At 70.8% G+C, this 26,599-nt stretch carries 22 protein-coding genes; 12 read left to right on the top strand and 10 right to left on the bottom strand.

Annotated elements, in window-relative coordinates:
* Positions 1-7 precede the first annotated feature (7 nt).
* Positions 8-2,728, bottom strand: coding sequence for a pyruvate, phosphate dikinase (gene ppdK / locus ACWCQ1_RS18665; protein ID WP_133041119.1), 2,721 nt, complete (start codon positions 2,726-2,728; stop codon positions 8-10).
* Between the two features lie 384 nt (positions 2,729-3,112).
* Entirely contained in the window at positions 3,113-4,309 is a 1,197-nt protein-coding gene (locus ACWCQ1_RS18670) for an ROK family protein (protein ID WP_451026931.1), read from the bottom strand.
* A 120-nt stretch (positions 4,310-4,429) separates the two neighbouring features.
* On the opposite strand from ACWCQ1_RS18670, the gene ACWCQ1_RS18675 reads away from it, so the two are divergent.
* The 3 genes from ACWCQ1_RS18675 to ACWCQ1_RS18685 all read left to right on the top strand — a co-directional run bounded on the left by ACWCQ1_RS18675 (position 4,430) and on the right by ACWCQ1_RS18685 (position 9,851).
* Complete coding sequence (locus ACWCQ1_RS18675; protein ID WP_358593428.1) at positions 4,430-5,905, top strand: MGH1-like glycoside hydrolase domain-containing protein; 1,476 nt, start codon at positions 4,430-4,432, stop codon at positions 5,903-5,905.
* Complete coding sequence (locus ACWCQ1_RS18680; RefSeq protein WP_358593427.1) at positions 5,902-7,842, top strand: amylo-alpha-1,6-glucosidase; 1,941 nt, start codon at positions 5,902-5,904, stop codon at positions 7,840-7,842. Before ACWCQ1_RS18675 ends, ACWCQ1_RS18680 begins: the two co-directional genes overlap by 4 nt.
* 245 nt (positions 7,843-8,087) lie before the next feature.
* Positions 8,088-9,851, top strand: coding sequence for a CDP-alcohol phosphatidyltransferase (locus ACWCQ1_RS18685; RefSeq protein WP_451026932.1), 1,764 nt, complete (start codon positions 8,088-8,090; stop codon positions 9,849-9,851).
* 137 nt (positions 9,852-9,988) lie between these two features.
* Here ACWCQ1_RS18685 and dusB read toward each other — a convergent pair whose 3' ends face one another.
* The gene (gene dusB / locus ACWCQ1_RS18690; protein ID WP_451026933.1) at positions 9,989-11,134 is read right to left on the bottom strand and encodes a tRNA dihydrouridine synthase DusB; all 1,146 of its coding nucleotides are present in this window, start codon (positions 11,132-11,134) and stop codon (positions 9,989-9,991) included.
* 139 nt (positions 11,135-11,273) lie between these two features.
* On the opposite strand from dusB, the gene ACWCQ1_RS18695 reads away from it, so the two are divergent.
* Positions 11,274-12,719, top strand: a complete 1,446-nt coding sequence (locus ACWCQ1_RS18695) for an MFS transporter (RefSeq protein WP_358593426.1) — start codon at positions 11,274-11,276, stop codon at positions 12,717-12,719.
* 6 nt (positions 12,720-12,725) lie between these two features.
* Here ACWCQ1_RS18695 and ACWCQ1_RS18700 read toward each other — a convergent pair whose 3' ends face one another.
* Positions 12,726-13,610, bottom strand: coding sequence for a helix-turn-helix transcriptional regulator (locus ACWCQ1_RS18700; protein ID WP_133041113.1), 885 nt, complete (start codon positions 13,608-13,610; stop codon positions 12,726-12,728).
* Positions 13,611-13,710: 100 nt separating this feature from the next.
* Between ACWCQ1_RS18700 and ACWCQ1_RS18705 the strand changes: the two genes are divergently transcribed.
* The 3 genes from ACWCQ1_RS18705 to ACWCQ1_RS18715 all read left to right on the top strand — a co-directional run bounded on the left by ACWCQ1_RS18705 (position 13,711) and on the right by ACWCQ1_RS18715 (position 16,655).
* A complete protein-coding gene (locus ACWCQ1_RS18705; RefSeq protein ID WP_133041112.1) occupies positions 13,711-15,138 on the top strand; it encodes an MFS transporter in 1,428 nt (475 codons plus the stop codon).
* Between the two features lie 101 nt (positions 15,139-15,239).
* Positions 15,240-15,446, top strand: coding sequence for a hypothetical protein (locus ACWCQ1_RS18710; RefSeq protein ID WP_133041111.1), 207 nt, complete (start codon positions 15,240-15,242; stop codon positions 15,444-15,446).
* A gap of 75 nt (positions 15,447-15,521) precedes the next feature.
* A complete protein-coding gene (locus tag ACWCQ1_RS18715) occupies positions 15,522-16,655 on the top strand; it encodes a serine hydrolase domain-containing protein (RefSeq protein WP_451026934.1) in 1,134 nt (377 codons plus the stop codon).
* 218 nt (positions 16,656-16,873) lie between these two features.
* On the opposite strand, the gene ACWCQ1_RS18720 is transcribed toward ACWCQ1_RS18715, so the two are convergent.
* Together ACWCQ1_RS18720 and ACWCQ1_RS18725 are read right to left on the bottom strand one after the other, a co-directional pair.
* Entirely contained in the window at positions 16,874-17,473 is a 600-nt protein-coding gene (locus ACWCQ1_RS18720; RefSeq protein ID WP_133041109.1) for a TetR family transcriptional regulator, read from the bottom strand.
* 25 nt (positions 17,474-17,498) lie between these two features.
* Positions 17,499-18,509, bottom strand: coding sequence for an aldo/keto reductase (locus tag ACWCQ1_RS18725; protein WP_358593424.1), 1,011 nt, complete (start codon positions 18,507-18,509; stop codon positions 17,499-17,501).
* 159 nt (positions 18,510-18,668) lie between these two features.
* Between ACWCQ1_RS18725 and ACWCQ1_RS18730 the strand changes: the two genes are divergently transcribed.
* The gene (locus tag ACWCQ1_RS18730) at positions 18,669-19,715 is read left to right on the top strand and encodes a chitinase (RefSeq protein WP_133041107.1); all 1,047 of its coding nucleotides are present in this window, start codon (positions 18,669-18,671) and stop codon (positions 19,713-19,715) included.
* Here the strand turns inward: ACWCQ1_RS18730 and ACWCQ1_RS18735 are convergent.
* Both ACWCQ1_RS18735 and ACWCQ1_RS18740 read right to left on the bottom strand, forming a co-directional pair.
* On the bottom strand, positions 19,712-20,323 hold the full coding sequence (locus ACWCQ1_RS18735) for a LysE family translocator (protein WP_133041106.1): 612 nt from the start codon (positions 20,321-20,323) through the stop codon (positions 19,712-19,714). The two genes, ACWCQ1_RS18730 and ACWCQ1_RS18735, sit on opposite strands and share 4 nt — an antisense overlap.
* Positions 20,324-20,444: 121 nt before the next feature.
* Positions 20,445-21,827, bottom strand: a complete 1,383-nt coding sequence (locus ACWCQ1_RS18740) for a glycine--tRNA ligase (protein WP_133041105.1) — start codon at positions 21,825-21,827, stop codon at positions 20,445-20,447.
* Between the two features lie 150 nt (positions 21,828-21,977).
* Here ACWCQ1_RS18740 and ACWCQ1_RS18745 point away from each other — a divergent pair, with 150 nt between their 5' ends.
* The 4 genes from ACWCQ1_RS18745 to ACWCQ1_RS18760 all read left to right on the top strand — a co-directional run bounded on the left by ACWCQ1_RS18745 (position 21,978) and on the right by ACWCQ1_RS18760 (position 25,130).
* Positions 21,978-22,937 carry a metal ABC transporter substrate-binding protein gene (locus tag ACWCQ1_RS18745; RefSeq protein WP_451026935.1) on the top strand — a complete coding sequence of 320 codons (960 nt, stop codon included), beginning with the start codon at positions 21,978-21,980 and terminating at the stop codon, positions 22,935-22,937.
* A gap of 23 nt (positions 22,938-22,960) precedes the next feature.
* Positions 22,961-23,713 carry a metal ABC transporter ATP-binding protein gene (locus ACWCQ1_RS18750; RefSeq protein ID WP_358593422.1) on the top strand — a complete coding sequence of 251 codons (753 nt, stop codon included), beginning with the start codon at positions 22,961-22,963 and terminating at the stop codon, positions 23,711-23,713.
* 10 nt (positions 23,714-23,723) lie between these two features.
* Positions 23,724-24,626: a metal ABC transporter permease gene (locus tag ACWCQ1_RS18755; RefSeq protein WP_133041102.1), complete on the top strand. Its 903-nt coding sequence runs from the start codon at positions 23,724-23,726 to the stop codon at positions 24,624-24,626.
* Positions 24,627-24,710: 84 nt separating this feature from the next.
* The gene (locus ACWCQ1_RS18760; protein ID WP_133041101.1) at positions 24,711-25,130 is read left to right on the top strand and encodes a Fur family transcriptional regulator; all 420 of its coding nucleotides are present in this window, start codon (positions 24,711-24,713) and stop codon (positions 25,128-25,130) included.
* A gap of 4 nt (positions 25,131-25,134) precedes the next feature.
* Here the strand turns inward: ACWCQ1_RS18760 and ACWCQ1_RS18765 are convergent, their stop codons facing one another.
* Together ACWCQ1_RS18765 and ACWCQ1_RS18770 are read right to left on the bottom strand one after the other, a co-directional pair.
* Positions 25,135-25,665 carry a YcxB family protein gene (locus tag ACWCQ1_RS18765; RefSeq protein ID WP_133041100.1) on the bottom strand — a complete coding sequence of 177 codons (531 nt, stop codon included), beginning with the start codon at positions 25,663-25,665 and terminating at the stop codon, positions 25,135-25,137.
* A gap of 62 nt (positions 25,666-25,727) precedes the next feature.
* Entirely contained in the window at positions 25,728-26,579 is an 852-nt protein-coding gene (locus ACWCQ1_RS18770; protein ID WP_133041099.1) for an isoprenyl transferase, read from the bottom strand.
* Positions 26,580-26,599: the final 20 nt, after the last annotated feature.

A 26,599-nucleotide genomic window follows, 5' to 3' on the forward strand; every position in this document is an offset into this window, starting at 1 on the left:
GTACGGTCTAGCGGTGGTCGCTGCCCTGCGAGTTCGTCGCCGCGCGGCCCGCCTCCAGGCGGGCGACCGGGATGCGGAACGGGGAGCAGGAGACGTAGTCCAGGCCCACCTCGTGGAAGAAGTGGACGGACTCCGGGTCGCCGCCGTGCTCGCCGCAGACGCCGAGCTTGAGGTCGGGGCGGGTCTCGCGGCCCGCCGTCGCCGCCGCCTTCACCAGGGAGCCGACGCCGTCCTTGTCGATCGTCTCGAAGGGGGAGACACCGAAGATGCCCTTCTCCAGGTAGGCCGTGAAGAAGGAGGCCTCGACGTCGTCGCGGCTGAAGCCCCACACCGTCTGGGTCAGGTCGTTCGTGCCGAAGCTGAAGAACTCCGCCGCCTCGGCGATCTGCCCGGCGGTGAGGGCGGCGCGCGGAAGCTCGATCATCGTGCCGATGGCGAGCTTGAGCTGCGTGCCCGTCGCCGCCTCGACCTCCGCGATGACCTGGTCGGCCTCGTCGCGGACGATCTCCAGCTCCTGGACGGTGCCGACGAGCGGGATCATGATCTCGGCACGCGGGTCGCCCTTGGCGTTCTTGCGCTCCGCCGCCGCCTCCGCGATCGCGCGGACCTGCATGGTGAACAGGCCCGGGATGACCAGGCCGAGGCGTACCCCGCGCAGGCCCAGCATCGGGTTCTGCTCGTGCAGACGGTGGACCGCCTGGAGCAGGCGCAGGTCGTTCTCGTGGGACTCCTGGCGGGACTCCGCCAGCGCCACCCGGACCGAGAGCTCGGTGATGTCCGGCAGGAACTCGTGCAGCGGCGGGTCGAGCAGCCGTACCGTCACCGGCAGACCGTCCATCGCCGAGAACAGCTCGACGAAGTCCTTCTTCTGCAGCGGCAGCAGTTCCGCCAGCGCGGCCTCGCGCTCGTCCTGGGTGTCGGCGAGGATCAGCTTCTCGACCATCTCGCGGCGCTCGCCCAGGAACATGTGCTCGGTGCGGCACAGTCCGATGCCCTGCGCGCCGAAGCGTCGGGCGCGCAGCGCGTCCTCGGCGTTGTCCGCGTTGGCCCGTACCCGCAGACGGCGCTTGCGGTCGGCGAAGGCCATGATCCGGTGCACGGCCTCGACCAGCTCGTCGGCGTCCTGGGCGCCGGCGTGCATACGGCCCTCGAAGTACTCCACGACCGGGGAGGGGACCACCGGGACCTCGCCCAGGTAGACCTTGCCGCTGGAGCCGTCGATGGAGATGACGTCGCCCTCCTCGACGACCCGCCCGCCCGGCACGGTCATCCGGCGCCGCTTGGTGTCGACCTCGAGCTCCTCCGCGCCGCACACACAGGTCTTGCCCATGCCGCGCGCGACGACGGCCGCGTGGGAGGTCTTGCCGCCCCGGGAGGTCAGGATGCCCTCGGCCGCGATCATGCCGTCGAGGTCGTCGGGGTTGGTCTCCCGGCGCACCAGGATGACCTTCTCGCCCGAGCGCGACCACTTCACGGCGGTGTACGAGTCGAAGACCGCCTTGCCGACCGCCGCGCCCGGCGAGGCCGCGATGCCCCGGCCGACCATCTCGGTCTTCGCGTGCTCGTCGAACCGCGGGAACATCAGCTGCGCGAGCTGGGCGCCCGTCACGCGCTGCAGCGCCTCGGTCTCGTCGATCAGGCCCTGGTCGACCAGCTGGGTCGCGATCCGGAAGGCGGCGCCCGCCGTGCGCTTGCCGACGCGGGTCTGGAGCATCCACAGCTGGCCGCGCTCGATGGTGAACTCGATGTCGCAGAGATCCTTGTAGTGGTTCTCCAGGGTCTCCATGATCTGCATCAGCCGGTCGTACGACTGCTTGTCGATCCGCTCCAGCTCCGCGAGCGGCACGGTGTTGCGGATGCCCGCGACCACGTCCTCGCCCTGCGCGTTCTGCAGGTAGTCGCCGTAGACGCCCTGGTGGCCGGAGGCGGGGTCGCGGGTGAAGGCGACGCCCGTGCCGGAGTCCGGGCCCAGGTTGCCGAAGACCATCGAACAGACGTTGACGGCGGTGCCGAGGTCGTGCGGGATGCGCTCCTGACGGCGGTAGAGCTTGGCGCGGTCGGTGTTCCAGGAGTCGAAGACCGCGTGGATGGCGAGGTCCATCTGCTCGCGCGGGTCCTGCGGGAAGTCCCGGCCGGCCTCCCTCTTGACGATCTTCTTGAAGGTGGCGACCAGCTTCTTCAGGTCCGCGGCCTCCAGCTCGGTGTCGACCGTGACCTTCTTGGCCTCCTTGGCCTGGTCGAGGGCCTCCTCGAAGAGGTCGCCGTCGACGCCGAGGACGGTCTTGCCGAACATCTGGATGAGGCGGCGGTAGGAGTCCCAGGCGAACCGCTCGTCGCCGGCCTGCTCGGCGAGGCCCTTCACGGACTTGTCGGAGAGACCGATGTTCAGGACCGTGTCCATCATGCCGGGCATGGAGAACTTGGCGCCGGAGCGGACGGAGACCAGCAGGGGGTTGTCCGGCTGGCCGAGCTTCTTGCCCATCCGGGACTCCAGCGCGTCGAGGTGCGCACTCACCTCGTCACGCAGTGCCGCGGGCTCCTCGCCGCTGTCGAGGTAGACCTTGCAGGCTTCCGTCGTGATGGTGAAGCCCGGGGGAACGGGGAGTCCCAGGTTGGTCATCTCGGCGAGGTTCGCGCCCTTGCCACCCAGGAGGTCCTTGAGGTCCTTGTTTCCCTCGGTGAAGTCGTAAACGAACTTGGCTACGTGGGGTTCTTTGTTTTCCGACACGGGTCTCGACTCCTCGAGGACGCGGTGGCTGCCCTGACGGCCAGGAACATACCCAGATCGAAGGTGTCTGGATACGTCTACTCGCGCGTCATGCGCCCGTAACCATCCCTCCGCCAGCGGATCGAAAGTCAAGGGACGGCAAGCAACCAAGCGCTTATGTTTTCACTTCCTGAAGGCATCACTGCCCACCGGTGCGGTTTTACGCTCAGATGAGCGGCTGACTGCGACATCTGATTTCGATCGATGAACGATCGGAGGGTGGCACCCAGTGCCACCCCTTGAGGAAGTGCAGCCGCTCAAGATCCGCTCATCTGAGCGGAGCCCTTATCAAGGGTGGCGAGAATCACGCTCCCACAGAGGACCGGATTTCACCATGCGGACGCTTTACACCCCCAGCGCGAGCAGCCGTTCCTCCACCCGCTCCGGCGCGTAGAGATGCTCCACGACGAGCGCCCCGGCCCCCACCAGCCCCGCCCGCTCACCGAGCCGTGAGGTGAGGACATCCAGGTGGGCCGTGGAGCGGGGCAGCGCCCGCTGGTACAGCAGCTCCCGCACCCCGGTCAGGAAGGCGGTTCCGGCCAGATCTCCGGCGATCATCAGCACCCCCGGATTGAGCAGCGTGACGACGGTCGCCAGCACGTCCCCCACCAGCCGCCCGGCCTCCCGCGCCAGCCGGGACGCCTCCGGATGCCCGGCCGCCAGCAGATCCCGTACGTCCGAGCCGGAGGCCGCCGGAATTCCCGCCTCCGCCAGCCGCCCGGCCACGGCGCCGCCACTGGCGACGGCGGCGAGACAGCCGTACGACCCGCACCGGCACAGCGCGTCGACGCCCACGCGGATGTGCCCGATGTCCCCGGCGCCCCCGTCGATCCCCCGGTAGACCGAGCCGTCGACCACCACGCCCGCGCCGATGCCGGTGGACACCTTGACCAGCACGAAGGCCGAGCAGCCGGGGTAGCCCGTGCGCTGTTCGCCGTACGCCATCAGATTCGCGTCGTTGTCCACCAGGACCGGCACCGGCCCGGCGCCCGTCTGCTCGGTGAAGGCCCGGGCCAGGCGGCCCCGTATGTCGTAACCGTCCCAGCCGGGCATGATCGGCGGCTGGACGACCCGTCCGGTCTCGCTGTCGACCGGCCCCGGCACAGCGAGCCCGATCCCGCACACGGCCCGGGCCGGCCGCCCGGCCTTCTCCAGCAGTTCCCCGAACCACCGCCCGAGCGCTCCGAGGACGACGTCCGGCCCGTCCTCCACGACGAGCGTGTCCGCGTGCTCGGCGAGGATCTCGCCGGTCAGGGTCAGGACGGCGGCGCGCGCGTGCCGGGTGTCGAGGTCGGCGGCGAGGACGACGGCGTGCTCGTCGTCGAACTCAAGGGTGATGGAGGGCCGGCCGCCCAGGGGCGAGTCGACGGGACCGCCGGCGCCCTCGCGCAGCCAGCCCGCGCGGAAGAGACGGTCGAGGCGCTGACCGACGGTGGCCCGGGACAGACCGGTGACCTGCTGGAGGGCTCCACGCGTGGTCGCGCGTCCGCTTCGTACCAGTTCGAGCAGATCTCCGGAGCTGGCCTGGCCGCGTCCCGTCATGCGCACCCCCTTGTGCTTCTCCAGCGTGCATTACATAGTGAGTTTTGCGTGTTAAATAGACGTAACTCTACGGTAGCCCAGACCGAACCGGTCGGCCGTACGTCTTTCGGGGAGCCCCGAGTGGATCGCACTGCCCAACTCACCAGCCGCGGCGAACAGCATCCCGTTGCATACGATCCGCCGCCCGTCCCGGGCTCGCTGCACGTCAGGGCCGCCCGGGTGCTGGAGGAGAACTGGACGGGCGCCTCCACCGTCCCCTCGCGCAGTCTGTATCCGCACCAGTGGTCCTGGGACTCGGCGTTCATCGCGATCGGCCTGCGGCACCTGTCGCCGTTACGGGCCCAGACGGAGCTGGAGACGCTGCTGGCCGCGCAGTGGGCGGACGGACGTATCCCGCACATCGTCTTCAACCCCTCCGTCCCGCTCGACGCCTACTTCCCGAGCCCCGACTTCTGGCGCTCCTCGACCGCGGGGCGCGCTGCGGGCGCCCCGCGCACCGTACAGACCTCCGGCATCGTGCAGCCACCGGTGCACGCGCTGGCGGCCTGGCTGGTGCACCGCGCCGACCCGGGCCTGTCCCGCGCCCGCGGCTTCCTCACCCGGGTCTACCCGCGCCTGGCCGCCTGGCACCGCTATCTGCTGCACCGCCGCGACCTGGGCGGGGCCGGCCTCGCGTCGGTCGTCCACCCCTGGGAACAGGGTATGGACAACAGCCCCTGCTGGGACGCCCCGCTCGCCCGGATCATCCCCGCCCCGTCCCGCTCCTTCCGCCGCGCCGACCTCACCCACGGCGCCCCCGAGGACCGCCCGACGGACCTGGACTACGGCCGGTACGTACGCCTGGCGACGGACTACCGGGACGCCGGCTACGACGACGACGGCGGCGGCGGCTTCGCCGTGGAGGACCCGGCGTTCAACGCCCTGCTCATCGCCTCCGAGCACGCCCTGGCCCGGATCGCCGCGGAGCTGGGAGCGGCGGGCACGGCACGGCACGCCCGCGCGGAGCGGCTGACGGCGGCCCTGGTGGAACGCCTGTGGGACGGGCCGAGCGGCATGTTCCTCTGCCGCGACCTGCGCGGGGACGGCTACGGCGCCCCCGCCCCGCACCACCGGCCGCCCACCGGCACCCTGATCCCCGAGCGCAGCGTCTCCGGACTGATCCCGCTCCTCCTTCCCGGCCTCCCCCGCGACGTCGTGCGTACGCTCGTCGCCACCCTCCACGGCCCGCACTTCGGGCTCGGTGACACGACCCGGCTGCCCCCGTCCTACGACCTCCTCGGCGAGGCCTTCGATCCGCACCGGTACTGGCGGGGACCGGCCTGGTTCAACACGAGCTGGCTGCTGGAGCGCGGGCTGCGCACCCACGGCGAGCAGGAGCGCGCCGACGACCTGCGGGAGTCCGTCCTCGACCTGGCCGACGCCTCCGGATTCGCGGAGTACGTCGACCCGCACACCGGCGAGGCCTGCGGAGCACTCGGCTTCGGCTGGACCGCCGCCCTCGCGCTGGATCTGCTCCATTCGCGCCCCGGACACGGCGTGTCCCCCACGGGCATCGGCACGTTCGACATGAGTGACAAGGGAGGGGACCGGGCATGACGGAACGGCATCATCTGCTCGTGCGCGGCGGGACGTTCGCGGCCGTGGGCGACGGCGGGGACATCATCGTCGGGGCCCGGGGAACCGGCTCCCCGGCCGGGTTGTTCGTGCGCGACGCCCGTCATCTGAGCCGTTGGCAACTGACGGTCGACGGCGCGGTACCGGAGTCGCTCACGCCGGTCGCGGACGGGGACACGGCCCGCTGTGTCCTCGTCCCGCGCGGCGGACGGCAGGAACCGCCCGCGTACACGATCTTCCGCGAACAGGCGGTGGGCGACGGCGCGTTCGTCGAATCCCTCCGCATCACCAGCAACCGCCCGACCGCCACCACGGTCCGCCTCGCGGTCACGGCGGACGCGGACTTCACGGACCAGTTCGAGCTGCGCTCCGACTACCGCACCTACACCAAGATCGGCGCCACCCGCTCCCGCCAGGTCCTCGACGACGGCGTGGAGTTCAGCTACCAGCGCGGTGAATGGCGGTCCGTCACGACGGTGACGGCGGAGCCCGCACCGGACGGCGTCGAGGAGACCGGCACCGGCGCCCGGCGCCTCGTATGGACCCTCGACCTGGACCCGCACGGCACGGCGGAGCTGACGCTGCGGGTGATGGCCCGCCCGCACGGCGACCGGCGGACCCTGCGCGTACCGACGTCCCCAGCCGCACTGAACGAACAACTCCTGGCTCTCGAGGGCGAGTTCGTGGAGGGTGTGCCCTTCCCGACGGGCTGGCCCGAACTGGCGGCGGCCTGCGCACGGGGCCTCGCCGACCTCGCCTCCCTCCAGGTCCCGGCGACCGGCCCGGACGGCGAGGACCTGCGGGTGCCCGCTGCCGGAGCCCCCTGGTTCCTGACCCTGCTCGGCCGGGACGCCCTGCTGACGTCGTTGTTCGCGCTCCCCTACCGTCCGCAGCTCGCCGCCGCCACCCTGCCCGCGCTCGCCGCCACCCAGGCGACGGAGACCGGTCCGGACTCGGTGGCCCAGCCGGGCAAGATCGTGCACGAGGTCCGCCACGGTGAGCTGGCCCACTTCCGCCAGGTCCCCTACGGCCGCTACTACGGCTCGGTGGACGCCACGCCACTGTTCCTGGTCCTGCTGGGCGCCTACGTCGAGCAGACCGGGGACGCGGACCTCGCCCGCCGCCTCGAGCCCAACGCCCGCGCGGCGATCGGCTGGATGCTGGACCACGGCGGGCTGACCTCGCGCGGCTACCTCGTCTACCGCGCCGACCAGGGCGGCCTCGCCAACCAGAACTGGAAGGACTCCCCCGGCGCGATCTGCTCCGCCGACGGCACACGGGCCAGCGGACCGGTGATGGCGGCCGGGGCACAGGGCTATGCCTACGACGCCCTGCGCCGCACGGCGTCGGTCGCCCGGACGGTGTGGGGCGACGACACCTACGCCGCCCTGCTGGAACAGGCGGCGGCCGATCTGCGGGACCGTTTCCAGCGGGACTTCTGGATGCGGGACGCCTCCTTCCCGGCGCTCGCGCTGGACGGCGAGGGCCGGCAGGTCGACGCGCTCGCCTCGGACGCCGGGCATCTGCTGTGGTCGGGGCTGCTGGACAAGGAGTACGGCGAGGTGGTGGGCCGGCGGCTGCTGGAACCGGACTTCTTCTCCGGCTGGGGCGTACGCACGCTGGCCGCGGGACAGCCGGCGTACCACCCGCTGTCGTACCACCGCGGCTCGGTCTGGCCGCACGACAACGCGCTGATCACGCTGGGCCTGGCCCGCTACGGCCTGCACGACGAGGCCCGCACGGTCGCCCACGCCCTGGTCGACGCGGCGACGGCCACGGGCCACCGGCTGCCGGAGGTCATCGCCGGGTACGGACGGGACTCGCACGCCGAGCCCGTGCCCTATCCGCACGCCTGCGTGAGGGAGTCCCGCTCGGCGGCGGCACCGCTCGCCCTGCTGACGGCGGTGGGGGGCGCCTAGCGCTCCGCTGGGGAAGGCAGGACGGCGACTGCGGGCCAGTGGGGGCTGGTCGCGCAGTTCCCCGCGCCCCTACGAGCCTCGACCGTGCCGTTGACGAGGCGTTTGCCCGGTGTTTGCCCTGAGGCGTGAACAACCGCCTCAGGCAGCCCGTACCGGACTGTGGCGGGTCCTTGCCTCCCGGTGTGGCCCGCCGACCGATCCGTCCGAATCACGGATGCCGGGCCTCGCAACGGAAGGACCTTCGGGTGCCTGTCTTCACGCGCCTTCGCCAACAACCGGACACATCACCCGAGGTCGAGCCGGAGTCGCCGTCACCGCAACAGGACGCCAGGGCGACCCTGCGCACCCGGTTCGCCGACTGGCGTGAGCGGCACCCCGTACCGGTGCGCGTCGTGCGCTGGACGGTCACGATCCTCGCGGCCGTCCTCGTGCTCGGCGCGCTGGTACTCCCGAACAAGGAGAGCGCGCTGCACGCCGGGCGGTTCGTGCGGATACCGGTGGAGGCCGTGCTCGGGGCGGCCGTCGCGCTGGTGCTGCCGCGCCGCCCGCGCATCATCGTGGCGGTGGTGTCAGGTGCCGCGCTCGGCGCGCTCACGATCCTCAACCTGCTGGACATGGGCTTCTGGGAGTACCTCGGCCGGCACTTCAACCTCGTGCTGGACTGGGAGCTGCTGCCGGACGCGCAGAGTTACGTCCAGGACTCGATGGGCCGTGCGGTGGCGATCGGTGCCACGGTCGGCGCCTTCGTCCTGGTGTTCCTGCTGCTGTCCGTCATGGCGCTGGCGATGGTCCGGCTCAGCAACCTGCTGGCGCGCAACAAGCAGGCGGCGACCCGGGGGACACTCGCCGCCGCCGTCGTCTGGGTCCTCTGCTCCGCGCTGGGCCTCCAGCTCGGCGGGACACCGCTGGCCTCCGACCGGGCGGCCGGAGCGGTGGTTCTCCAGGCGAAGGGTGTCCGGCAGACCCTCAAGGACGAGGCCGACTTCCAGAAGATCGCCAAGGTCGACGAGTTCGGCAACACACCGCCCAGCCAGCTGGTCCCCGACCTGCGCGGCAAGGACATGATCTTCACCTTCATCGAGAGCTACGGCCGCAGCGCGATCGAGGACCCGGTGGAGGCACCCGGCGTCGACGCCACCCTCGACGCCCGCACCAAAGCCCTCGCGAAGGCGGGCTTCCACGCCAAGAGCGGCTGGCTGACCTCGGCGACCTACGGCGGCAGCAGCTGGCTGGGCCACTCCACCACCATGTCCGGCCTGTGGATCGACAACCAGAACCGCTACCGCACGGTCATGGCGAGCGACCACCTCAGCCTCACCAAGGCCTTCGCCAAGACGGGCGACTGGGACACGGTCGGCATCATGCCGGGTGTGCAGAAAGGCTGGCCGGAGTCGAAGTTCTACGGCCTGCAGAGCTACCGCAACGCCTTCCAGATGGGTTACAACGGGCCGAAGTTCAGCTGGTCGACGATGCCGGACCAGTACGCGCTGCAGGCCTTCCAGGACCTGGAGCACAGCAAGAAGCGGAGCAAGCCGCTGATGTCCCTGGTCATCCTCACTTCCAGCCACCAGCCCTGGGCCCCGATCCCCAAGATGGTCCCCTGGAACGGCCTGGGTGACGGTTCGGTCTTCAACGCCATCCACGCGGCCGGCAAGAAGCCCGCGGACATCATCGCCAGCTCCCCCAAGTCCCAGGCGGAGTACGGCAAGTCGGTCCAGTACTCGGTGACCGCGCTCACCCAGTGGCTGGAGCGCTACGGCAACGACAACACGGTCCTGGTCTTCCTCGGCGACCACCAGCCGATCGCCCGCGTCAGCGGCAACCACGCCAGCCGCGACGTCCCGATCTCCATAGTCGCCAAGGACCCCAAGGTCCTGGACAAGATCTCGTCCTGGGGCTGGACGGACGGCCTCCGCCCCGCCCACAACGCCCCGGTCTGGAAGATGAGCGCCTTCCGTGACAAGTTCCTCACGGCGTACGGCTCCACTCCCCACCCGAAGAAGAGCTGACGCGGGGCCGCTCGCGCAGTTCCCCGCGCCCCTGAGGGGCGCGTCGCACCCCCCGCCCCGGCCCCGACCCACAACCGAACCGAAGGCGCTACGCCCACCCCCACCAAAGCCGCACAGGCGCCGCAGGCATCGAACCCTCAGCCACCCGACGTGTCGAGCTCGGCGTCTTCCGTCACACCCGCGCAGTCGTACGGATCCTTCAGCCAACCGTCCGGCAGAACGACCCGGTTGTTGCCGGACGTACGCCCACGCGGCCCGTCGGCATCGCTGGGCCACGGCTGGTCGAGGTCCAACTCATCCAGACCGGCGCGCAGTTCCGAAAGAGACGACGTGACCGCCAGCCGCCGCCGCATCTCGCTGCCGACCGCGAAACCCTTCAGGTACCAGGCGACATGCTTGCGGAAGTCGACGACACCCTTCGACTCGTCACCGATCCACTCCCCGAGAAGCGTGGCATGGCGCACCATGACGTCGGCGACCTCCCGCAGCGACGGCCGCGCGACGGCCTCCGTACGCCCCTCGAACGCCGCCACCAGGTCCGCGAACAGCCACGGCCGCCCCAGGCAGCCCCGCCCCACGACCACCCCGTCGCACCCGGTCTCGCGCACCATCCGCAACGCGTCCCCCGCCGACCAGATGTCACCGTTACCCAGCACCGGAATCTCGGGCACATGCTCCTTGAGCCGAGCGATGGCGTCCCAGTCGGCGGTGCCCCCGTAGTGCTGCGCGGCCGTCCGCCCGTGCAGGGCGATGGACGTCACGCCCTCCTCCACGGCGATACGACCGGCGTCCAGGTACGTGATGTGGTCGTCGTCGATGCCCTTGCGCATCTTCATCGTGACCGGCAGATCCCCGGCCCCCGACACGGCTTCCCGCAGGATCGCGCGCAGCAGGTTGCGCTTGTACGGCAGCGCCGACCCACCCCCCTTGCGCGTCACCTTCGGCACCGGGCACCCGAAGTTCAGGTCGATGTGGTCGGCCAGGTCCTCCTCCGCGATCATGCGGACGGCCTTGCCGACGGTCGCGGGATCGACGCCGTACAGCTGGATCGAACGCGGCGTCTCGCTCGCGTCGAAGTGGATGAGCTGCATGGTCTTCTCGTTGCGCTCGACCAGCGCCCGCGTCGTGATCATCTCGCTGACGAACAACCCCTTGCCACCGCTGAACTCCCGGCACAGCGTACGGAAGGGCGCATTCGTGATCCCGGCCATCGGGGCCAGGACGACGGGCGGCTGGACGGTGTGCGGGCCGATCTGCAACGGCGTGACAGTGGTCTCGGGCATTCCCCCATTGTCACGCACCCGGAGGGGTACCCCTTGTCACGCACCCCGAGGGGTACCCGAAGCAGGATCCCGGTACAGGCCATTAGTTAGCTGCACTATTAGTTAGACACACTATCGAACCAGTCGTACGATGGGTCGCATGCCCGAGCTCAGCCAACGCCGACGCCTCCTGGTCCTCGCGATCTGCTGCATGAGCCTGCTGATCGTCAGCCTGGACGTCACCATCCTGAACGTCGCGCTCCCCTCGATCCGCGACGGCCTGCACGCGAGCACGTCCGGCCTGCAGTGGACGATCGACGCCTACACCCTGGTCCTCGCCTCGCTGCTGATGCTCTCCGGCTCGACGGCGGACCGGATCGGCCGCAGGCGCGTCTTCATGACCGGCCTGATCGTGTTCATCGTCGGCTCGGTCCTGTGCTCGCTCGCTCCGAGCCTCGACGCACTGATCGCCTTCCGGGTGATCCAGGCGGTCGGCGGCTCGATGCTCAACCCGGTCGCCATGTCGATCATCACCAACACCTTCACGGCCCCGCAGGAGCGCGCCCGCGCGATCGGCGTGTGGGGCGCGGTCGTCGGCATATCGTTCGCCGCGGGACCGCTGATCGGCGGTCTGCTCGTGCAGTCGGTGGGCTGGCGCTCGATCTTCTGGATCAACCTGCCGGTGGGCCTCGCGGCACTGCTGCTCACCCTGAAGTTCGTCCCCGAGTCCCGCGCCCCGAAGGGCCGCCGCCCCGACCCGGTCGGACAGCTGCTGGTCATCGCGCTGTTCGCGGGACTCACGTACGCGATCATCCAGGCACCGGAGTCCGGCTTCGGCGCGGTACTGCCGTTCGCGGTCGTCGCGCTGGCGGCCCTCCTCGGGCTCCTGTGGTACGAGCCCCGTCGCGACGAACCCCTCATCGACCTGCGGTTCTTCCGTTCGCCGCCGTTCAGCGGGGCGACGGTGATAGCGATCAGCGCGTTCGCGTCGCTGGGCGGGTTCCTCTTCCTCTCGACGCTGTACCTGCAGAACGTACGAGGACTGGACGCACTGCACGCGGGCCTCTGGATGCTGCCGATCGCCCTGCCGATCATGCTGTGCGCGCCGCTCTCGGGCCGTCTGGTGGGCAATCGCGGTCCGCGGCTGCCGCTGCTGGTCGCCGGAGCGGCGATGACGGCGAGCGCGCTGCTGTTCGCGGCGTTCCAGGCGGAGACGTCCGACGTCACGCTGTTCCTCGGATACGTGCTGTTCGGCGTCGGATTCGGCTTCATCAACGCGCCGATCACCAACACGGCGGTCTCGGGGATGCCGCGGGCGCAGGCGGGCGTCGCGGCGGCCGTGGCCTCCACGAGCCGCCAGCTGGGGCAGACGCTGGGGGTCGCCGTCATCGGGGCGGTGCTGGCGTCCGGGGTCGGATCGTCGTCGTACAAGGACGCATTCGCCTCCGCGTCGGTGCCGGCGTGGTGGATCGTCGTCGGATGCGGAGTCGCCGTGTTCGTCCTCGGGGCGCTGACCACCGGCCGGTGGGCCCGACGGGCCGCGGCCCGGGCGGCCGACCAGCTGGAGTCGGTCGAGGTGCGCGAAGCGGCGGGCGTGACCGCATAAGGACGGTCAGCGGGCGCCCGCCCGCTCCAGGGCGAGCGCGTGGAGCTTCTCCAGACGCTCCCTCGACTCCTCGTCCGCCGGGGCGTACGTCACGATGCGCGGGCCCAGTTCGGGGCCGAGCCACAGATCGGTGTGGTCGACGGCGATCCGGCCGACGTACCGGTTGTCGAACTCCTTGCGCTTGGTGCGGTGGGCCTGCACCTCGTGCCGCTCCCAGTTCTCACGGAACTCCGCCGACTCCGCGCGCAGCCGCTTGAGCAGCATCTTCCAGGCGGGCTCGGCGAGATGCGCGGCCATCGTGGCCCGGAACCGGGCGGCCATCAACCGCTGAGTGTCCCGCAGGTGCACGATCGAGGAGCGCCACTCCTCGTGCGTGTAGGACAGGACCAGGCAGTTGCGGTCCTCGGGCGGCACCGCGTCCAGGTCGCACAGCAGCAGGCCGTAGGTGCGGTTGTAGGCGAGGATGTCGTACCGGCTGTTCTGCACACAGGCCGGGACCGGCTCCAGGTGCTCCAGGACGGCCCGTACCCCGGGGGTGATCGACGGGCAGGTGGTGGTCGGCGTCGGGTCGACCTGCCCGGCCAGCTGGAAAAGGTGCGCGCGCTCGCTGGGGTCGAGGAAGAGGGTGCGGGCCAGGGCGTCCAGGACCTGGACGGAGACCTGGATGTCCCTCGCCTGTTCGAGCCACGTGTACCAGGTGACGCCGACCGAGGCGAGCTGCGCGACCTCCTCGCGGCGCAGCCCGGGGGTGCGGCGCCGGGTGCCGCGGGGCAGCCCGACCTGCTCGGGGGTGATGTGCTCGCGGCGGTGGCGCAGGAAGCCGGCCAGCTCGTGCCGCCGTATCGCTGCCGCCGAGGTTTCCGAGGGCGTCTCCTGGGCCATGGTCGTCATACTCCCAGCCTGCCGCGTCACGCATCCTGTTGCCAGGTACTCCTTCTACCAGGATAAGAAGACTCTGGTACCCGTCTGAGCGCGGGCGCAGGATCGAGGCGTGACCGAAACCATCACTTCACGCACCGTCCGATCCCCGGTGGCGCCACCGGCGCTCAGCGGCCTCGGGCTCTTCACCGTGCTGCTGGCAGCGGCACTCCCCCTCATCGACTTCTTCATCGTCAACGTCGCCCTGCCCACGATCGGCCGGGACCTGCACGCGAGCGAGTCCGTGCTGGAGCTGGTCGTCGCCGGGTACGGGCTCGCGTACGCCGTCCTGCTCGTCCTCGGCGGGCGGCTCGGCGACCTGTTCGGCCGGCGCCGCCTCTTCCTCGGCGGCATGGCGGCCTTCGGGCTGACCTCGCTGGCCTGCGGTCTCGCGCCGAGCGCCTGGACGCTGGTCGCGGCGCGGGTCGCGCAGGGCGCGGCGGCCGCCGCGATGCTGCCGCAGGTCCTCGCCACCATCCAGGCGGCCACCGCGGGGCCCCGCCGGGCCAGGGCCATGGGCCTGTACGGCGCCACGGCCGGCCTGTCGATGGTCGCCGGGCAGATCCTCGGCGGCGTCCTGGTGGCGGCCGACGTCTGGGGCACCGGCTGGCGCTCGGTGTTCCTGGTGAACGTCCCGGTCGTCGTCCTGGGCCTGGTCCTGGCGGCCCGGGGCGTGCCCGAGACCCGCTCCCAGCACCCCGAGCCGGTCGACGGCCCCGGCACCGTCCTGCTCACCGCCTCGCTGCTCGCCCTGCTGGCCCCGCTCACCGAGGGCCGCACGGCCGGATGGCCGCTGTGGACCTGGCTGTCGCTGGCGGCGTTCCCCTTCGTCGCGGCGGCGTTCTACGCGGTGGAGCGGCGGGCCGACCGCCGGGGTCGTACGCCCCTGGTCCCGCCGAGCCTGTTCAGGCTGACCTCGCTGCGCCGCGGTCTGGTGATGATCGTGCCGTTCTCGGTCGGCTTCAGCGGCTTCATGTTCGTCATCGCGGTGGCGCTGCAGCGCGGTGCGGGACTGGGCCCGGTCCCGGCGGGGCTGGCGCTCGCGCCGATGGCCGTCGTGTTCTTCTTCGTCTCGCTCGCCGGTCCCCGGCTGGTCGCGCGGTACGGCACCCGGATCGTGACGGCCGGCGGGCTGCTGCAGGGGGTCGGCGTGGGACTGATGGCGCTGGCGGCCTGGCGGTCCTGGCCGGACCTCGGCTTCGTCGAACTGCTCCCCGGCGCGGCGCTCGCGGGTGCCGGGCAGGCGCTCCAACTCCCCATCGTCTTCCGGGTCGTGCTCTCCGAGGTGGAGCCCGCGCGGGCCGGCGTCGGCAGCGGCGTGATGATGACGACCCAGCAGTCGGCCCTGGCCCTCGGGGTGGCCGCGCTCGGCACCCTGTTCCTGTCCCTGGTCCCGGCCCTGGGCATGCGCGACGCCCTGGTCACCACGCTCCTGGCCCAGCTGGGCTGCGTCGCCCTCACCTGCCTGCTCAGCCTGCGCCTGCCGCGCACCATCGGCTGACGCGGATGTGAGGAACAGGCCACAGCTCGGTCAACTCATCATGGAAGACCCCCTGTTGATGTTGGTCTTGCTGCACACTCCTGTGGCGGAGGCGAGGCATCATGCTGGAGATCAACACGAGCAAGGTGAGCCGCTGGGACCAGCACGGACGGGAACACGTCGTCCACGTGCGGCGCACCGGCGTACAGCGCACCATCAGATGCGAGACCTGCGGCTGGCGTCAGGGCGCCCAGTTCCTGCCCTGGCTGAAGGCTGAGGAACACCTGGCCGAGGCCCACCAGGCGACCGTGGACCCGTCGGACGCGTAGGGCCGTCCCGGCGATGAGTTTCCGGCGTGCCGCCAGTCGTAGGCCGTACGACCGACTCGCACCGGAAGGCAACCCATGAGCGCTCTGTACGACACCCTGCGACGCCATGTCGACCGAGGAACGGTGCCGGGCGCCGTGGGGCTGGTGGCCCACGGTGCCGATGTGGAGGTGGCGGCCGTCGGTTCGGTGGACGCCGACGGCACCGCCCCGATGGCCCGCGACTCGATCTTCCGTATCGCCTCCATCACCAAGCCGATCACCGCGGCGGCCGTGCTGATGCTGGTCGAGGACGGTCTCGTCGGGCTGGACTCACCGGTCGAGGAGTGGCTGCCGGAACTGGCGAAGCCGCTGGTGGTGCGGACGCCGGACGCCCCTGTCGAGGACGTGGTGCCCGCCGCCCGTCCCATCACCGTCGAGGACCTGCTCAGCTCCCGCACCGGCTGGGGCTTCCCCTCCGACTTCGCCCTCCCCGCCGTCGAGGCGCTGTTCGAGGTGCAGAAGGACGGCCGTCACCTCCAGGACTGGCCGGACCACGGCACCTGGCTCCGCCGTCTGGCGCAGGTGCCGATGCTGTACCAGCCGGGCGAGTCCTGGCTCTACGGCACCTCCTCCGACCTGCAGGGCATCCTGATCGCGCGGGCGTCGGGCCGCAGCCTCGCCGAGTTCCTGGCCGAGCGGATCTTCGAGCCGCTGGGCATGACGGACACGGCGTTCGAGGTGCCGGCCGCCCAGCGGCACCGCTTCACCACGGCCTACGACCCGGCTCCGGACGGCACGCTGGAGGTGTCGGACACCCCGGACGGCGAGTTCGCCCACGCCCCGCGCTTCCTGTCCGGCGGCGGAGGCCTGGCCTCCACGGCCGACGACTGGCTGGCCTTCGCCCGCATGCTCCTGGACTCGGGCGGCGGCCTGCTCAGCCCCACCTCGGTCAGCCGGATGACCACCAACCACCTCACGGCCGAACAGCGCGAGCGCGCCGCCCTCTTCCTGGAGGGCCAGGGCTGGGGGTACGGCGGCCAGGTCGACGTGACCCCTGCCGACCCCTGGAACGTCCCGGGCCGCTACGGCTGGGTCGGCGGATCCGGCACCGCGGCCCAGATCGTCCCGCAGACCGGCACGGTCTCGGTCCTGCTGACCCAGGTGGCGATGACCAACCCCACCCCGACCCCCCTCATGCGGGACTTCTGGCGGTGCGTGGCGGGAGCCTAGGGCCTGTTGGAAAGTCCCCCACCCCGTGCGCTGCACGACCAGCGCCCGGCGTCTGTCGGCGACCAGCTCTTCGATCGCCCGCCACTGGTCCTCACGCAGCCGGGCCGCGCCGGCTCCCGCCGTCCGCCCGGAGGGCGGGCCCTGCGGCGTCATGGGGGGTCCCCCCGCTGGGGGAACGTGCCGGGCGTCGTGGGGCGGGCGGGACCTTTGCAGCAGGCCTAGGCTCCTGCGCCCTTCAGGCCGCGGACGCACAGGTCGACCAGTGCCTCGAACTCCGCCTGCGCGCCCGGCCGTTCCCACTCCTTGGCGTAACAGGGGTCGTGGAAGCGGCCGGTGGCCTGGAAGAGGGCGAGGGCGGTGGTCGCCGGGTCCTCGGCGGTGAAGACGCCCGCGTCGACGCCGGCCCGCACCAGCTCCGTCAACTGGCCGGTCAGCTCAGCGAGATGGGTGCCGACGGCCCCGCCGTTCTCACCGGTGAGGACCGTGTACGTGGCGAACAGCTCCGGGTCGGCGCCCGCCTTGCGGCGCTTGGCGGCGTACAGGGCGGCGAGCCACGCCCGCACCCGGTCCTCCGGGTCCCGGCCGGTGTCCGCGACGATGCCGGCCAGCACCTCGGTCGTGCGGTCCAGCCAGCGCTTCGTCACGGCTTCCCGCAGCGCCGCCTTGGTACGGAAGTGCCGGTAGACGCTGCCATGGCTGACGCCGAGCGCGCGGGCCACGTCCACCACGGTGGCCTTGGCGGGGCCGTAGCGGCGCAGCACCTCCTCGGTCGCTTCGAGGATGCGCTCGGCGGTCAGGGTCTCGGGGGACGGTGCCATGGCTAGACGGTACCCGGCGCCGTGATCAGCGCTCGCTGTCGAGCATCGCCATCTGCGCGGGGGCGTACCGCTCGCCGGCCGCCGCGTCCGCCGGCACGGCGGTCTCGATGGCGGCGAGGTCGGCCGCGTCCAGGGTCACCTCCAGGGCGCCCAGCGCCTCGGCGAGCCGCTCCCGGGTGCGGGCGCCGATCAGCGGCACGATGTCCTCGCCCCGGGACAGCGCCCAAGCGATGGCGATCTGCGCGACCGAGACGCCTTTCTGTTCGGCGATCTTGCGCAGGGACTCGACCAGCGTGAGGTTGTGCCGCAAGTTGTCGCCCTGGAAGCGGGGGGTGTGGGCGCGGAAGTCGTTGGCGCCGAAGCCCCGGTCGGCCGAGACATGGCCGGAGATCAGTCCGCGGGCGAGCACGCCGTACGCGGTGACGGCGATGCCCAGCTCACGCAGCGTGGGCAGGATCTCCCGCTCGGGGCCGCGGGAGATGAGCGCGTACTCGATCTGGAGGTCGGCGATCGGGGCGGTGGCGGCGGCCCGGCGGATGGTCTCCGCGCCGACCTCGCTCAGCCCGATGTGCCGGACGTACCCCGCCTCCACGAGTTCGGCGATCGCGCCGACGGTCTCCTCGATCGGCACGGCCGGGTCGAGCCGGGCGGGGCGGTAGACGTCGATGTGGTCGACGCCGAGGCGTTGCAGGGAGTAGGCGGCCCAGGTCTTCACGGCGGCGGGCCGAGCGTCGTAGCCGAGCCAGGTGCCGTCCGGGGCGCGCTGGGCACCGAACTTCACACTGATCAGCGCGTTCTCCCGCCGGGCGGCCGGGGCCGTGCGCAAGGCCTCGCTGATCAGCAGTTCGTTGTGGCCCATGCCGTAGAAGTCGCCGGTGTCGAGCAGGGTCACGCCGGCCTCAAGGGCGGCGTGGATGGTGGCGATGGACTCGGCACGGTCCGAGTCCCCGTACATGCCGGACATGCCCATGCAGCCGAGGCCGAGGGCGGAGACCTGGGGGCCGGTGGTTCCGAGGTTGCGGGTTCGCAGCGTCATGCGACCACCTTCACATAACAGCTGACAGATTTCAATATCTGTCACTCGATACCCGTATACCTCGCCACCTCGAACTGGTCCAGACCTATTGACGAAAGGTCTGGACCGTTGCACTGTCATGCCTACGACACCTCACCGCACCCCCACCGGGAGGCCCGTATGCTCCGCCGCACCCTGGCCCTGCTCGCCACCGCCCTCGCCACCGCGGCCCTCACGCAGCTCCCCCTGGCGCCCGCCGCCTCCGCCGCCGACACCTGCGCGGTGAAGTCGCGGCCCGCCGGCAAGGTCCTGCAGGGCTACTGGGAAAACTGGGACGGCTCCGCCAACGGCGTCCACCCGCCCTTCGGCTGGACGCCGATCACCGACTCCCGTATCGCCGCCCACGGCTACAACGTGATCAACGCGGCCTTCCCCGTGATCCGTTCCGACGGCACGGCCCTGTGGGAGGACGGCATGGACGCGGGCGTGAAGGTGGCGACGCCCGCGGAGATGTGCGCGGCGAAGGCGTCCGGGCAGACGATCCTGCTGTCGATCGGCGGCGCCGCGGCCGGCATCGACCTCAGCTCGCAGACGGTGGCCGACCGCTTCGTGGCGACGATCGTGCCGATCCTGAAGAAGTACAACTTCGACGGCATCGACATCGACATCGAGACGGGCCTGGTCGGCAGCGGCAGCATCACCCAGCTCTCCGCCTCCCAGGCCAACCTGATCCGCGTCATCGACGGGGTGCTGGCGAAGATGCCGTCCAACTTCGGCCTGACGATGGCCCCGGAGACGGCCTATGTCACCGGCGGCAGCATCACGTACGGCTCCATCTGGGGCGCCTACCTGCCGATCATCAAGAAGTACGCCGACAACGGCCGCCTGTGGTGGCTGAACATGCAGTACTACAACGGCAGCATGTACGGCTGCTCCGGCGACTCCTACTCGGCCGGCACGGTCGCGGGCTTCACCGCCCAGACGGACTGCCTCAACAAGGGCCTGACCGTGCAGGGCACGACGGTGAAGGTGCCGTACGACAAGCAGGTCCCGGGCCTGCCCGCCCAGTCCGGCGCGGGTGGCGGCTACATGTCGCCGTCCCTGGTCTCCCAGGCCTGGAAGCACTACGGCAGCTCGCTCAAGGGCCTGATGACCTGGTCGATCAACTGGGACGGCTCCAAGAACTGGACCTTCGGCAACAACGTGAAGTCGCTGCAGGGGCGCTAACGCGCCGTCAGCGCCAGCTTCGCGCCCAGCGCCACGAAGGACCCCGCGAAGCTCCGCCGCAGCCACGTCATCACCCTCGGCCGTGAGGTGACGTGGCTGCGGACCGAGGCGGCCAGCACCCCGTAGAGGGCGAAGACGACGAACGTCGCCAGCATGAACACACCGCTCAGGCCCAGCATGGCCGGCAGGGCGTGCGGGGCGGCCGGGTCCACGAACTGCGGCAGGAACGCGAAGAAGAAGATCGTCAGCTTCGGGTTGAGCAGATTGATCAGCACGCCCCGCACGATCACGCGCCCCGCGGAGCGCGGCGCGGCCCCCTCGTCGACGTCGATGGCGCGCCGGTCCCGCAGGGTCGCCCAGGCCATGTACAGCAGATAGCCGACTCCGGCGTACTTGACGACCTGGAAGGCCGCGGCGCTCGCGTTCAGCAGGGCCGCGAGCCCGGTCACGGTGGCCAGCACGTGCGGCACGATGCCGAGCGTGCACGCGAAGGCGGCGACAACGCTCGCCCGCCGGCCGTGCGACAGCCCGGCGGCGAGGGTGTAGACGACGCCGGTGCCGGGGGTGGCGACGACGACCAGGGTGGTGAGGAGGAAGGCGAGACTCATGGGTCCAGCCTGGTGACGGAGCGGCCCCCGATACAGGGCCAATGCGAGACCTGTATCGGGGGCCACGGGCGGACTTGGGGGGTGTTTCAGCTGCCCCCGGCCGGCCGTCCGGTGTTCGCGGCTACGCGCCGACCAGACGACCGGCGAGGTAGCCCTCGATCTGGTCCAGCGACACGCGCTCCTGCTTCATCGAGTCCCGCTCGCGCACCGTCACCGCGTTGTCCTCGAGGGTGTCGAAGTCGACCGTCACGCAGTACGGCGTGCCGATCTCGTCCTGGCGGCGGTAGCGGCGGCCGATGGCGCCGGCGTCGTCGAACTCGATGTTCCAGTTCTGCCGCAGGGCCTGGGCGAGGCCCTTGGCCTTCGGGGACAGCTCGGGGTTGCGGGAGAGCGGGAGCACCGCGACCTTCACCGGGGCCAGCCGGTGGTCGAGGCGCAGCACCGTGCGCTTCTCCAGCTTGCCCTTGGCGTTGGGGGCCTCGTCCTCGACGTAGGCGTCGAGCAGGAACGCCAGCATCGCGCGGCCGACACCGGCCGCGGGCTCGATGACGTACGGCGTCCAGCGCTCCTGGGCCTCCTGGTCGTAGTAGACGAGGTCCTGGCCGGAGGCCTTGGAGTGGGCGGTGAGGTCGTAGTCGGTGCGGTTGGCCACACCCTCGAGCTCGCCCCACTCGTTGCCGCCGAACTGGAAGCGGTACTCGATGTCAGCGGTGCGCTTGGAGTAGTGGGAGAGCTTCTCCTTCGGGTGCTCGTACCACCGCATGTTCTCCTCGCGCAGGCCGAGACCGGTGTACCAGTTCCAGCGCTGCTCCATCCAGTACTCCTGCCACTTCTCGTCCTCGCCCGGCTTGACGAAGAACTCCATCTCCATCTGCTCGAACTCCCGGGTGCGGAAGATGAAGTTGCCGGGCGTGATCTCGTTGCGGAAGGACTTGCCCATCTGCGCGATGCCGAACGGCGGCTTCTTGCGCGCGGCGGTCTGCACCAGGGCGAAGTTGGTGAAGATGCCCTGCGCGGTCTCGGGGCGCAGGTAGGCGATGGAGCCGCTGTCCTGCGTCGGGCCGAGGTGCGTGGACAGCAGGCCCGAGAACTGCTTGGGCTCGGTGAACTGGCCCTTGTTGCCGCAGTTGGGGCAGTTGACGTCGGCCAGGCCGTTCTCCGGGAGGCGGCCGTGCTTGGCCTCGTAGGCCTCCTCCAGGTGGTCGGCGCGGAACCGCTTGTGACAGGAGGTGCACTCGGTCAGCGGGTCCGTGAAGGTGGCGACATGGCCGGAGGCGACCCAGACCTCGGGGGCCAGGATCACGGACGAGTCGAGACCGACCACGTCCTCGCGCGACGTCACCATGTAGCGCCACCACTGACGCTTCAGGTTCTCCTTGAGCTCGACACCCAGCGGTCCGTAGTCCCAGGCGGCGCGCTGGCCGCCGTAGATCTCACTGCAGGGGAATACGAAGCCACGGCGCTTGCTCAGGCTGACGATGGTGTCGATCTTGTCGGCGGCCACGGTGCTCTCTTCATTACGACGACGGGCGACGAAGCGAGACGCTTCAGAGCGAATGCTTCAGGGTACCGGCGGGGGCTCCCCCTCAATCAAATCGGTTCCGGTCGGATCGTTTATTGACAACGGTTTCCATGTCAGATGAAAATGACTGTCATGAACGTACGACGACAGTACATAACCGGCGTGGCCGTGGCGGCCGTCACCGCCCTCGGCCTCGGCACCCTCTCCGCCTGCTCCTCCGACAGCGCCGCCGCGGCCGGTGACGGCAAGTTCGACGTCGTCGCGTCGTTCTATCCGATGGCCTTCCTCGCCGAGCGGATCGGCGGCGCCCACGTCCATGTCACCAGCCTCACCCAGCCCGGCCAGGAACCGCACGACCTGGAGATCAGCGCGCAGCAGACCGCGCGGCTCCAGGAGTCCGATGCGGTGCTGTACCTGAAGAACCTCCAGCCCTCCGTCGACGAGGCGGTGGCCCAGTCCGACGTGAAGACGAAGATCGACGCCGCCTCCCTCACCTCGCTGGAGAAGCACGGCAACGAGGTCGGCGGCCACGCGGCCTCCCACGACGGCTCCAAGAACGAGGAGCTGGCCGGCCTCGACCCGCACATCTGGCTCGACCCGGTGCGCTACGCCCAGGTCGCCGAGGGGGTGGGCGCCGCCTTCGTGAAGGCCGACCCGAAGAACGCGGCCGACTACAAGAAGAACACCGCGGCCCTGGTCGAGAAGCTCGACGGACTGAACAAGCAGTTCGAGGACGGGCTCGCGCACACCAAGTCCAAGGTCTTCATCACCACTCACGCCGCCTTCGGCTACCTCGCCGAGCGCTACGGCCTGACCGAGGAGGCCATCAACGGCCTCGACCCCGAGTCCGAGCCGAGCGCGGCGCGGGTGCGGGCCCTGGAGCGGATGGCGAAGGCCGACCACGTCACCACGGTCTTCTACGAGACGCTCGTCAGCGACAAGACCGCGAAGACCATCGCCTCCGACGCCGGTCTGAGGACGGACGTCCTGGACCCCATCGAGGGCATCACCGCCAAGTCCCGCGGCAAGGACTACTTCTCCGTGCAGGAGGCAAACCTCAAGGCGCTGCAGGCCGCCCTGGGGACGAAGTGACACCCAAGGACGCGGAGGACGGCATGACCGAGCCCGTCATATCCCTGCGGGGCGTCACCGCCGAGCTGGGCTCGCGCCCCGTTCTGCGCGGCATCGACCTCACCGTGGCACGCGGGGAGGTCGTCGCGCTGCTCGGCGCCAACGGCTCCGGCAAGTCGACGGCGGTCCGGACGGTCATCGGCCAGGTGCCGGTGAGCGCCGGGGAGATCGAGCTGTTCGGGACGCCGAGGGGGCGGTTCCGGGACTGGGCGCGCGTGGGGTACGTACCGCAGCGCACCACGGCCGCGGGCGGTGTCCCGGCCACCGTCACCGAGATCGTCTCCTCGGGACGGCTCTCCCGGGCCCGCTTCGGCGTCCTGCGCCGGGCCGACCACGCGGCCGTGCGCCGGGCGCTGGAGCTGGTCGGGATGGCGGACCGGGCGAAGGACTCCGTGAACGCCCTCTCCGGCGGCCAGCACCAGCGCGTCCTGATCGCCCGCGCGCTCGCCGCCGAACCCGAACTGCTGATCATGGACGAGCCGATGGCGGGCGTGGACCTGGCGAGCCAGGAGGTGCTGGCGCGGACGCTCAGGGAGCAGGTGGCGGCCGGTTCGACCGTCCTGCTGGTCCTGCACGAACTCGGGCCGCTGGAGCCGCTGATCGACCGCGCGGTCGTGCTCCGCGACGGCTGCGTGACGCACGACGGACCGCCGCCGCCCGCGCTCGGGCAGCACGCCCTTCCCGGCCATGACCACGTGCATCCCCACGGCCCGACCCGTACGGGGCTGCTGAGCTGATGGGACTGTGATGGACTTCCTCGACTACGCCTTCATGCAGCGAGCCCTGCTCGCCGCCGTCCTGGTCGGCATCACGGCCCCGGCGATCGGCATCTACCTCGTCCAGCGCCGCCAGGCCCTGATGGGCGACGGCATCGGCCATGTCGCGATGACGGGTGTCGGCCTCGGCTTCCTGCTCTCGGCCTCCCCCGTGTGGATGGCGACCCTCACGTCCGTACTGGGCGCGATCCTCATGGAGCTGATTCGCTGGTACGGCCGCACCCGCGGCGACATCGCCCTCGCCATGCTCTTCTACGGCGGTATGGCGGGCGGGGTGATGTTCATCAACCTCGCGCCCGGCGGCTCCAACGCGAACCTGACGTCGTACCTCTTCGGCTCGCTCTCGACGGTCTCGCAGTCGGACGTGACGGCGATCTGTCTGCTGGCGGGCTTCGTCGTGCTGGTCACCGTCGGTCTGCGCCGGCAGCTGTTCGCGGTGAGCCAGGACGAGGAGTTCGCGCGGGTGACGGGGCTGCCGGTGCGGGCGCTGAACCTGCTCACCGCGGTCACGGCGGCCGTGACGGTGACGGTCGCGATGCGGGTGGTGGGATTGCTGCTGGTCAGCGCGCTGATGGTGGTGCCGGTCGCCGCGGCCCAGCAGCTCAGCCGGAGCTTCGCGGCGACGTTCGCGATCGCGGTGGCCATCGGGGTGTCCGTGACCCTCGGCGGCACGATCACCTCGTACTACCAGGACGTGCCGCCCGGGGCGACGATCGTGCTGCTGACCATCGCGGCCTTCGTCCTGCTGACGGCCCTCGCCGCCCCTCTCGCCCGCCGCCGCGCCCGGGCGGCCGCCGCCGGGCTGCCCGCCGGCGACCCCGTGGAGTGCGCGATTCCGGCAAGTCGGGAGGCCGGCGGGAAGGTCGGCGTCTGACCGCCCACAGCCCGGGCTGGCACAATGACCGGGCAGGCGCAGACGCGACCCTCGTGAAGCGCGACCCTCGTGAAGGAGGAACCGGTGACGACCGCTGGACCGCCCGTGAAGGGCCGTGCCACCCGGCAGCGGGCCGCCGTGGCGGCAGCCCTGGACGAGGTCGACGAGTTCCGCAGCGCGCAGGAGCTTCACGACATGCTCAAGCACAAGGGCGACTCGGTCGGCCTCACCACGGTCTACCGCACCCTCCAGTCCCTCGCCGACGCAGGTGAGGTCGACGTCCTGCGCACCTCCGACGGCGAGTCGGTCTACCGCCGCTGCTCGACCGGCGAGCACCACCACCACCTGGTCTGCCGCATCTGCGGCAAGGCGGTGGAGGTGGAGGGCCCGGCGGTCGAGAAATGGGCGGAGGCCATCGCCGCCGAACACGGCTACGTCAACGTGGCCCACACGGTCGAGATCTTCGGCACCTGCGCGGACTGCGCCGAGGCGTCGAGGAACTGAGGGCTCAGACCCGGGTCAGGTTGCGGTCGAGGATCTGCCGCAGCCTGTCCACGTCGGCGGGATCCCTCAGGCCGCGCTTGGGCAGCACGGTGAAGCAACTGGCGTTCTTGTCGTCGCTGTAGGTGAAGAACGCGTCCGGGGTCTCCCGGTAGCGGGGCTGCGCGGCCCATCTGAGCGATGTCGTGCTGTTGTCGTTGGTCATCGTCAGCCCGCCGTCCGCCACAGCCACGCGGTAGGTGCCGTTGCGGTTCGCCAGCTTGAGGAACGCACGGGCCTGGAGGCGGGGGACCAGGAGCACCAGTGCCCCGACCGCGGGTAGCCAGACCATCAGGAACCAGTCGGGCTTCTCACTCCCCGCCACCGCGAGCCCGACGTTCAGCACGCAGGCGAACGCCACGAGACCGAGCGCCCATGTCCGCATCCACCCCCGCCGCTTCAGCCGAAGGCGCTCCCGCAGCACTCCGGTGAAATCCCCGATGACGTGCTGATACACCAGCTCGATCACGCCCTGTTCGGCGTCCCGCCCCATGTCCATGGGGCGGGACGGTACAGGCGCTCGGCGTCGGCCAGGTGATCGACATCGGTCGCAACAGCGCTTCACGACGTGGTGTCGTCGCCCCTCATCGCCGCCTCCATGGCGAGCAGTTCCTCGTTCGGTACGGCGCCGCCGAAGCGGCGGTCGCGGGAGGCGAACTCGACGCAGGCCCGCCACAGATCACGGCGGTCGAAGTCCGGCCAGAGCACGTCCTGGAAGACCATCTCGGCGTAGGCGCTCTGCCAGAGCAGGTAGTTGGAGGTGCGCTGCTCGCCGCTGGGCCGCAGGAACAGGTCCACGTCCGGCATGTCCGGGTAGTACAGGTACTTGGCGAGGGTCTTCTCGTTGACCTTGCCGGGATCCAGGCGGCCCGCCGCCACGTCCTCGGCGAGCGCCTGCGCCGCGTCGGCGATCTCCGCGCGGCCGCCGTAGTTCATGCAGAAGTACAGGGTCAGCCGGTCGTTGTCCTTCGTCTGCTCCTGGGCGACCTGGAGCTCCTTGGCGACCGACTTCCACAGCTTGGGCATCCGGCCCACCCAGCGCACCCGGACGCCGAGTTCGTCGAGCGTGTCCCGGCTCTTGCGGATGAAGTCGCGGTTGAAGTTCATCAGGAAGCGGACCTCGTCGGGCGAGCGCTTCCAGTTCTCGGTGGAGAAGGCGTACAGCGAGATGCTGCCGACGCCCATCTCGATCGCGCCCTGCAGCACGTCCACCACGCGCTCGGCGCCGACCTTGTGGCCCTCGGTGCGGGGCAGTCCGCGCTGCTTGGCCCAGCGGCCGTTCCCGTCCATGACGATCGCCACATGGTTCGGGACGAGCTCACCCGGGAGCTTCGGCGCGCGGGCGCCCGACGGGTGCGGCTCCGGCGCCCTGTACTCGCGGCGCCGGCTTCCCAGGATCCCGCGTACGACCATGTGCTTCTCGTCTCCTCTTA

Source organism: Streptomyces sp. NPDC002144, from assembly GCF_053593695.1.

Excerpts from the sequence above, each read along its gene's own strand:
- ACWCQ1_RS18670 (WP_451026931.1), bottom strand. The coding sequence starts at position 4,309 with ATGACGGGACGCGGCCAGGCCAGCTCCGGAGATCTGCTCGAACTGGTA.
- ACWCQ1_RS18680 (WP_358593427.1), top strand. The coding sequence starts at position 5,902 with ATGACGGAACGGCATCATCTGCTCGTGCGCGGCGGGACGTTCGCGGCC.
- dusB (WP_451026933.1), bottom strand. The coding sequence starts at position 11,134 with ATGCCCGAGACCACTGTCACGCCGTTGCAGATCGGCCCGCACACCGTC.
- ACWCQ1_RS18695 (WP_358593426.1), top strand. The coding sequence starts at position 11,274 with ATGCCCGAGCTCAGCCAACGCCGACGCCTCCTGGTCCTCGCGATCTGC.
- ACWCQ1_RS18700 (WP_133041113.1), bottom strand. The coding sequence starts at position 13,610 with ATGACGACCATGGCCCAGGAGACGCCCTCGGAAACCTCGGCGGCAGCG.
- ACWCQ1_RS18710 (WP_133041111.1), top strand. The coding sequence starts at position 15,240 with ATGCTGGAGATCAACACGAGCAAGGTGAGCCGCTGGGACCAGCACGGA.
- ACWCQ1_RS18715 (WP_451026934.1), top strand. The coding sequence starts at position 15,522 with ATGAGCGCTCTGTACGACACCCTGCGACGCCATGTCGACCGAGGAACG.
- ACWCQ1_RS18720 (WP_133041109.1), bottom strand. The coding sequence starts at position 17,473 with ATGGCACCGTCCCCCGAGACCCTGACCGCCGAGCGCATCCTCGAAGCG.
- ACWCQ1_RS18725 (WP_358593424.1), bottom strand. The coding sequence starts at position 18,509 with ATGACGCTGCGAACCCGCAACCTCGGAACCACCGGCCCCCAGGTCTCC.
- ACWCQ1_RS18730 (WP_133041107.1), top strand. The coding sequence starts at position 18,669 with ATGCTCCGCCGCACCCTGGCCCTGCTCGCCACCGCCCTCGCCACCGCG.
- ACWCQ1_RS18735 (WP_133041106.1), bottom strand. The coding sequence starts at position 20,323 with ATGAGTCTCGCCTTCCTCCTCACCACCCTGGTCGTCGTCGCCACCCCC.
- ACWCQ1_RS18745 (WP_451026935.1), top strand. The coding sequence starts at position 21,978 with ATGAACGTACGACGACAGTACATAACCGGCGTGGCCGTGGCGGCCGTC.
- ACWCQ1_RS18750 (WP_358593422.1), top strand. The coding sequence starts at position 22,961 with ATGACCGAGCCCGTCATATCCCTGCGGGGCGTCACCGCCGAGCTGGGC.
- ACWCQ1_RS18755 (WP_133041102.1), top strand. The coding sequence starts at position 23,724 with ATGGACTTCCTCGACTACGCCTTCATGCAGCGAGCCCTGCTCGCCGCC.
- ACWCQ1_RS18765 (WP_133041100.1), bottom strand. The coding sequence starts at position 25,665 with ATGGACATGGGGCGGGACGCCGAACAGGGCGTGATCGAGCTGGTGTAT.
- ACWCQ1_RS18770 (WP_133041099.1), bottom strand. The coding sequence starts at position 26,579 with ATGGTCGTACGCGGGATCCTGGGAAGCCGGCGCCGCGAGTACAGGGCG.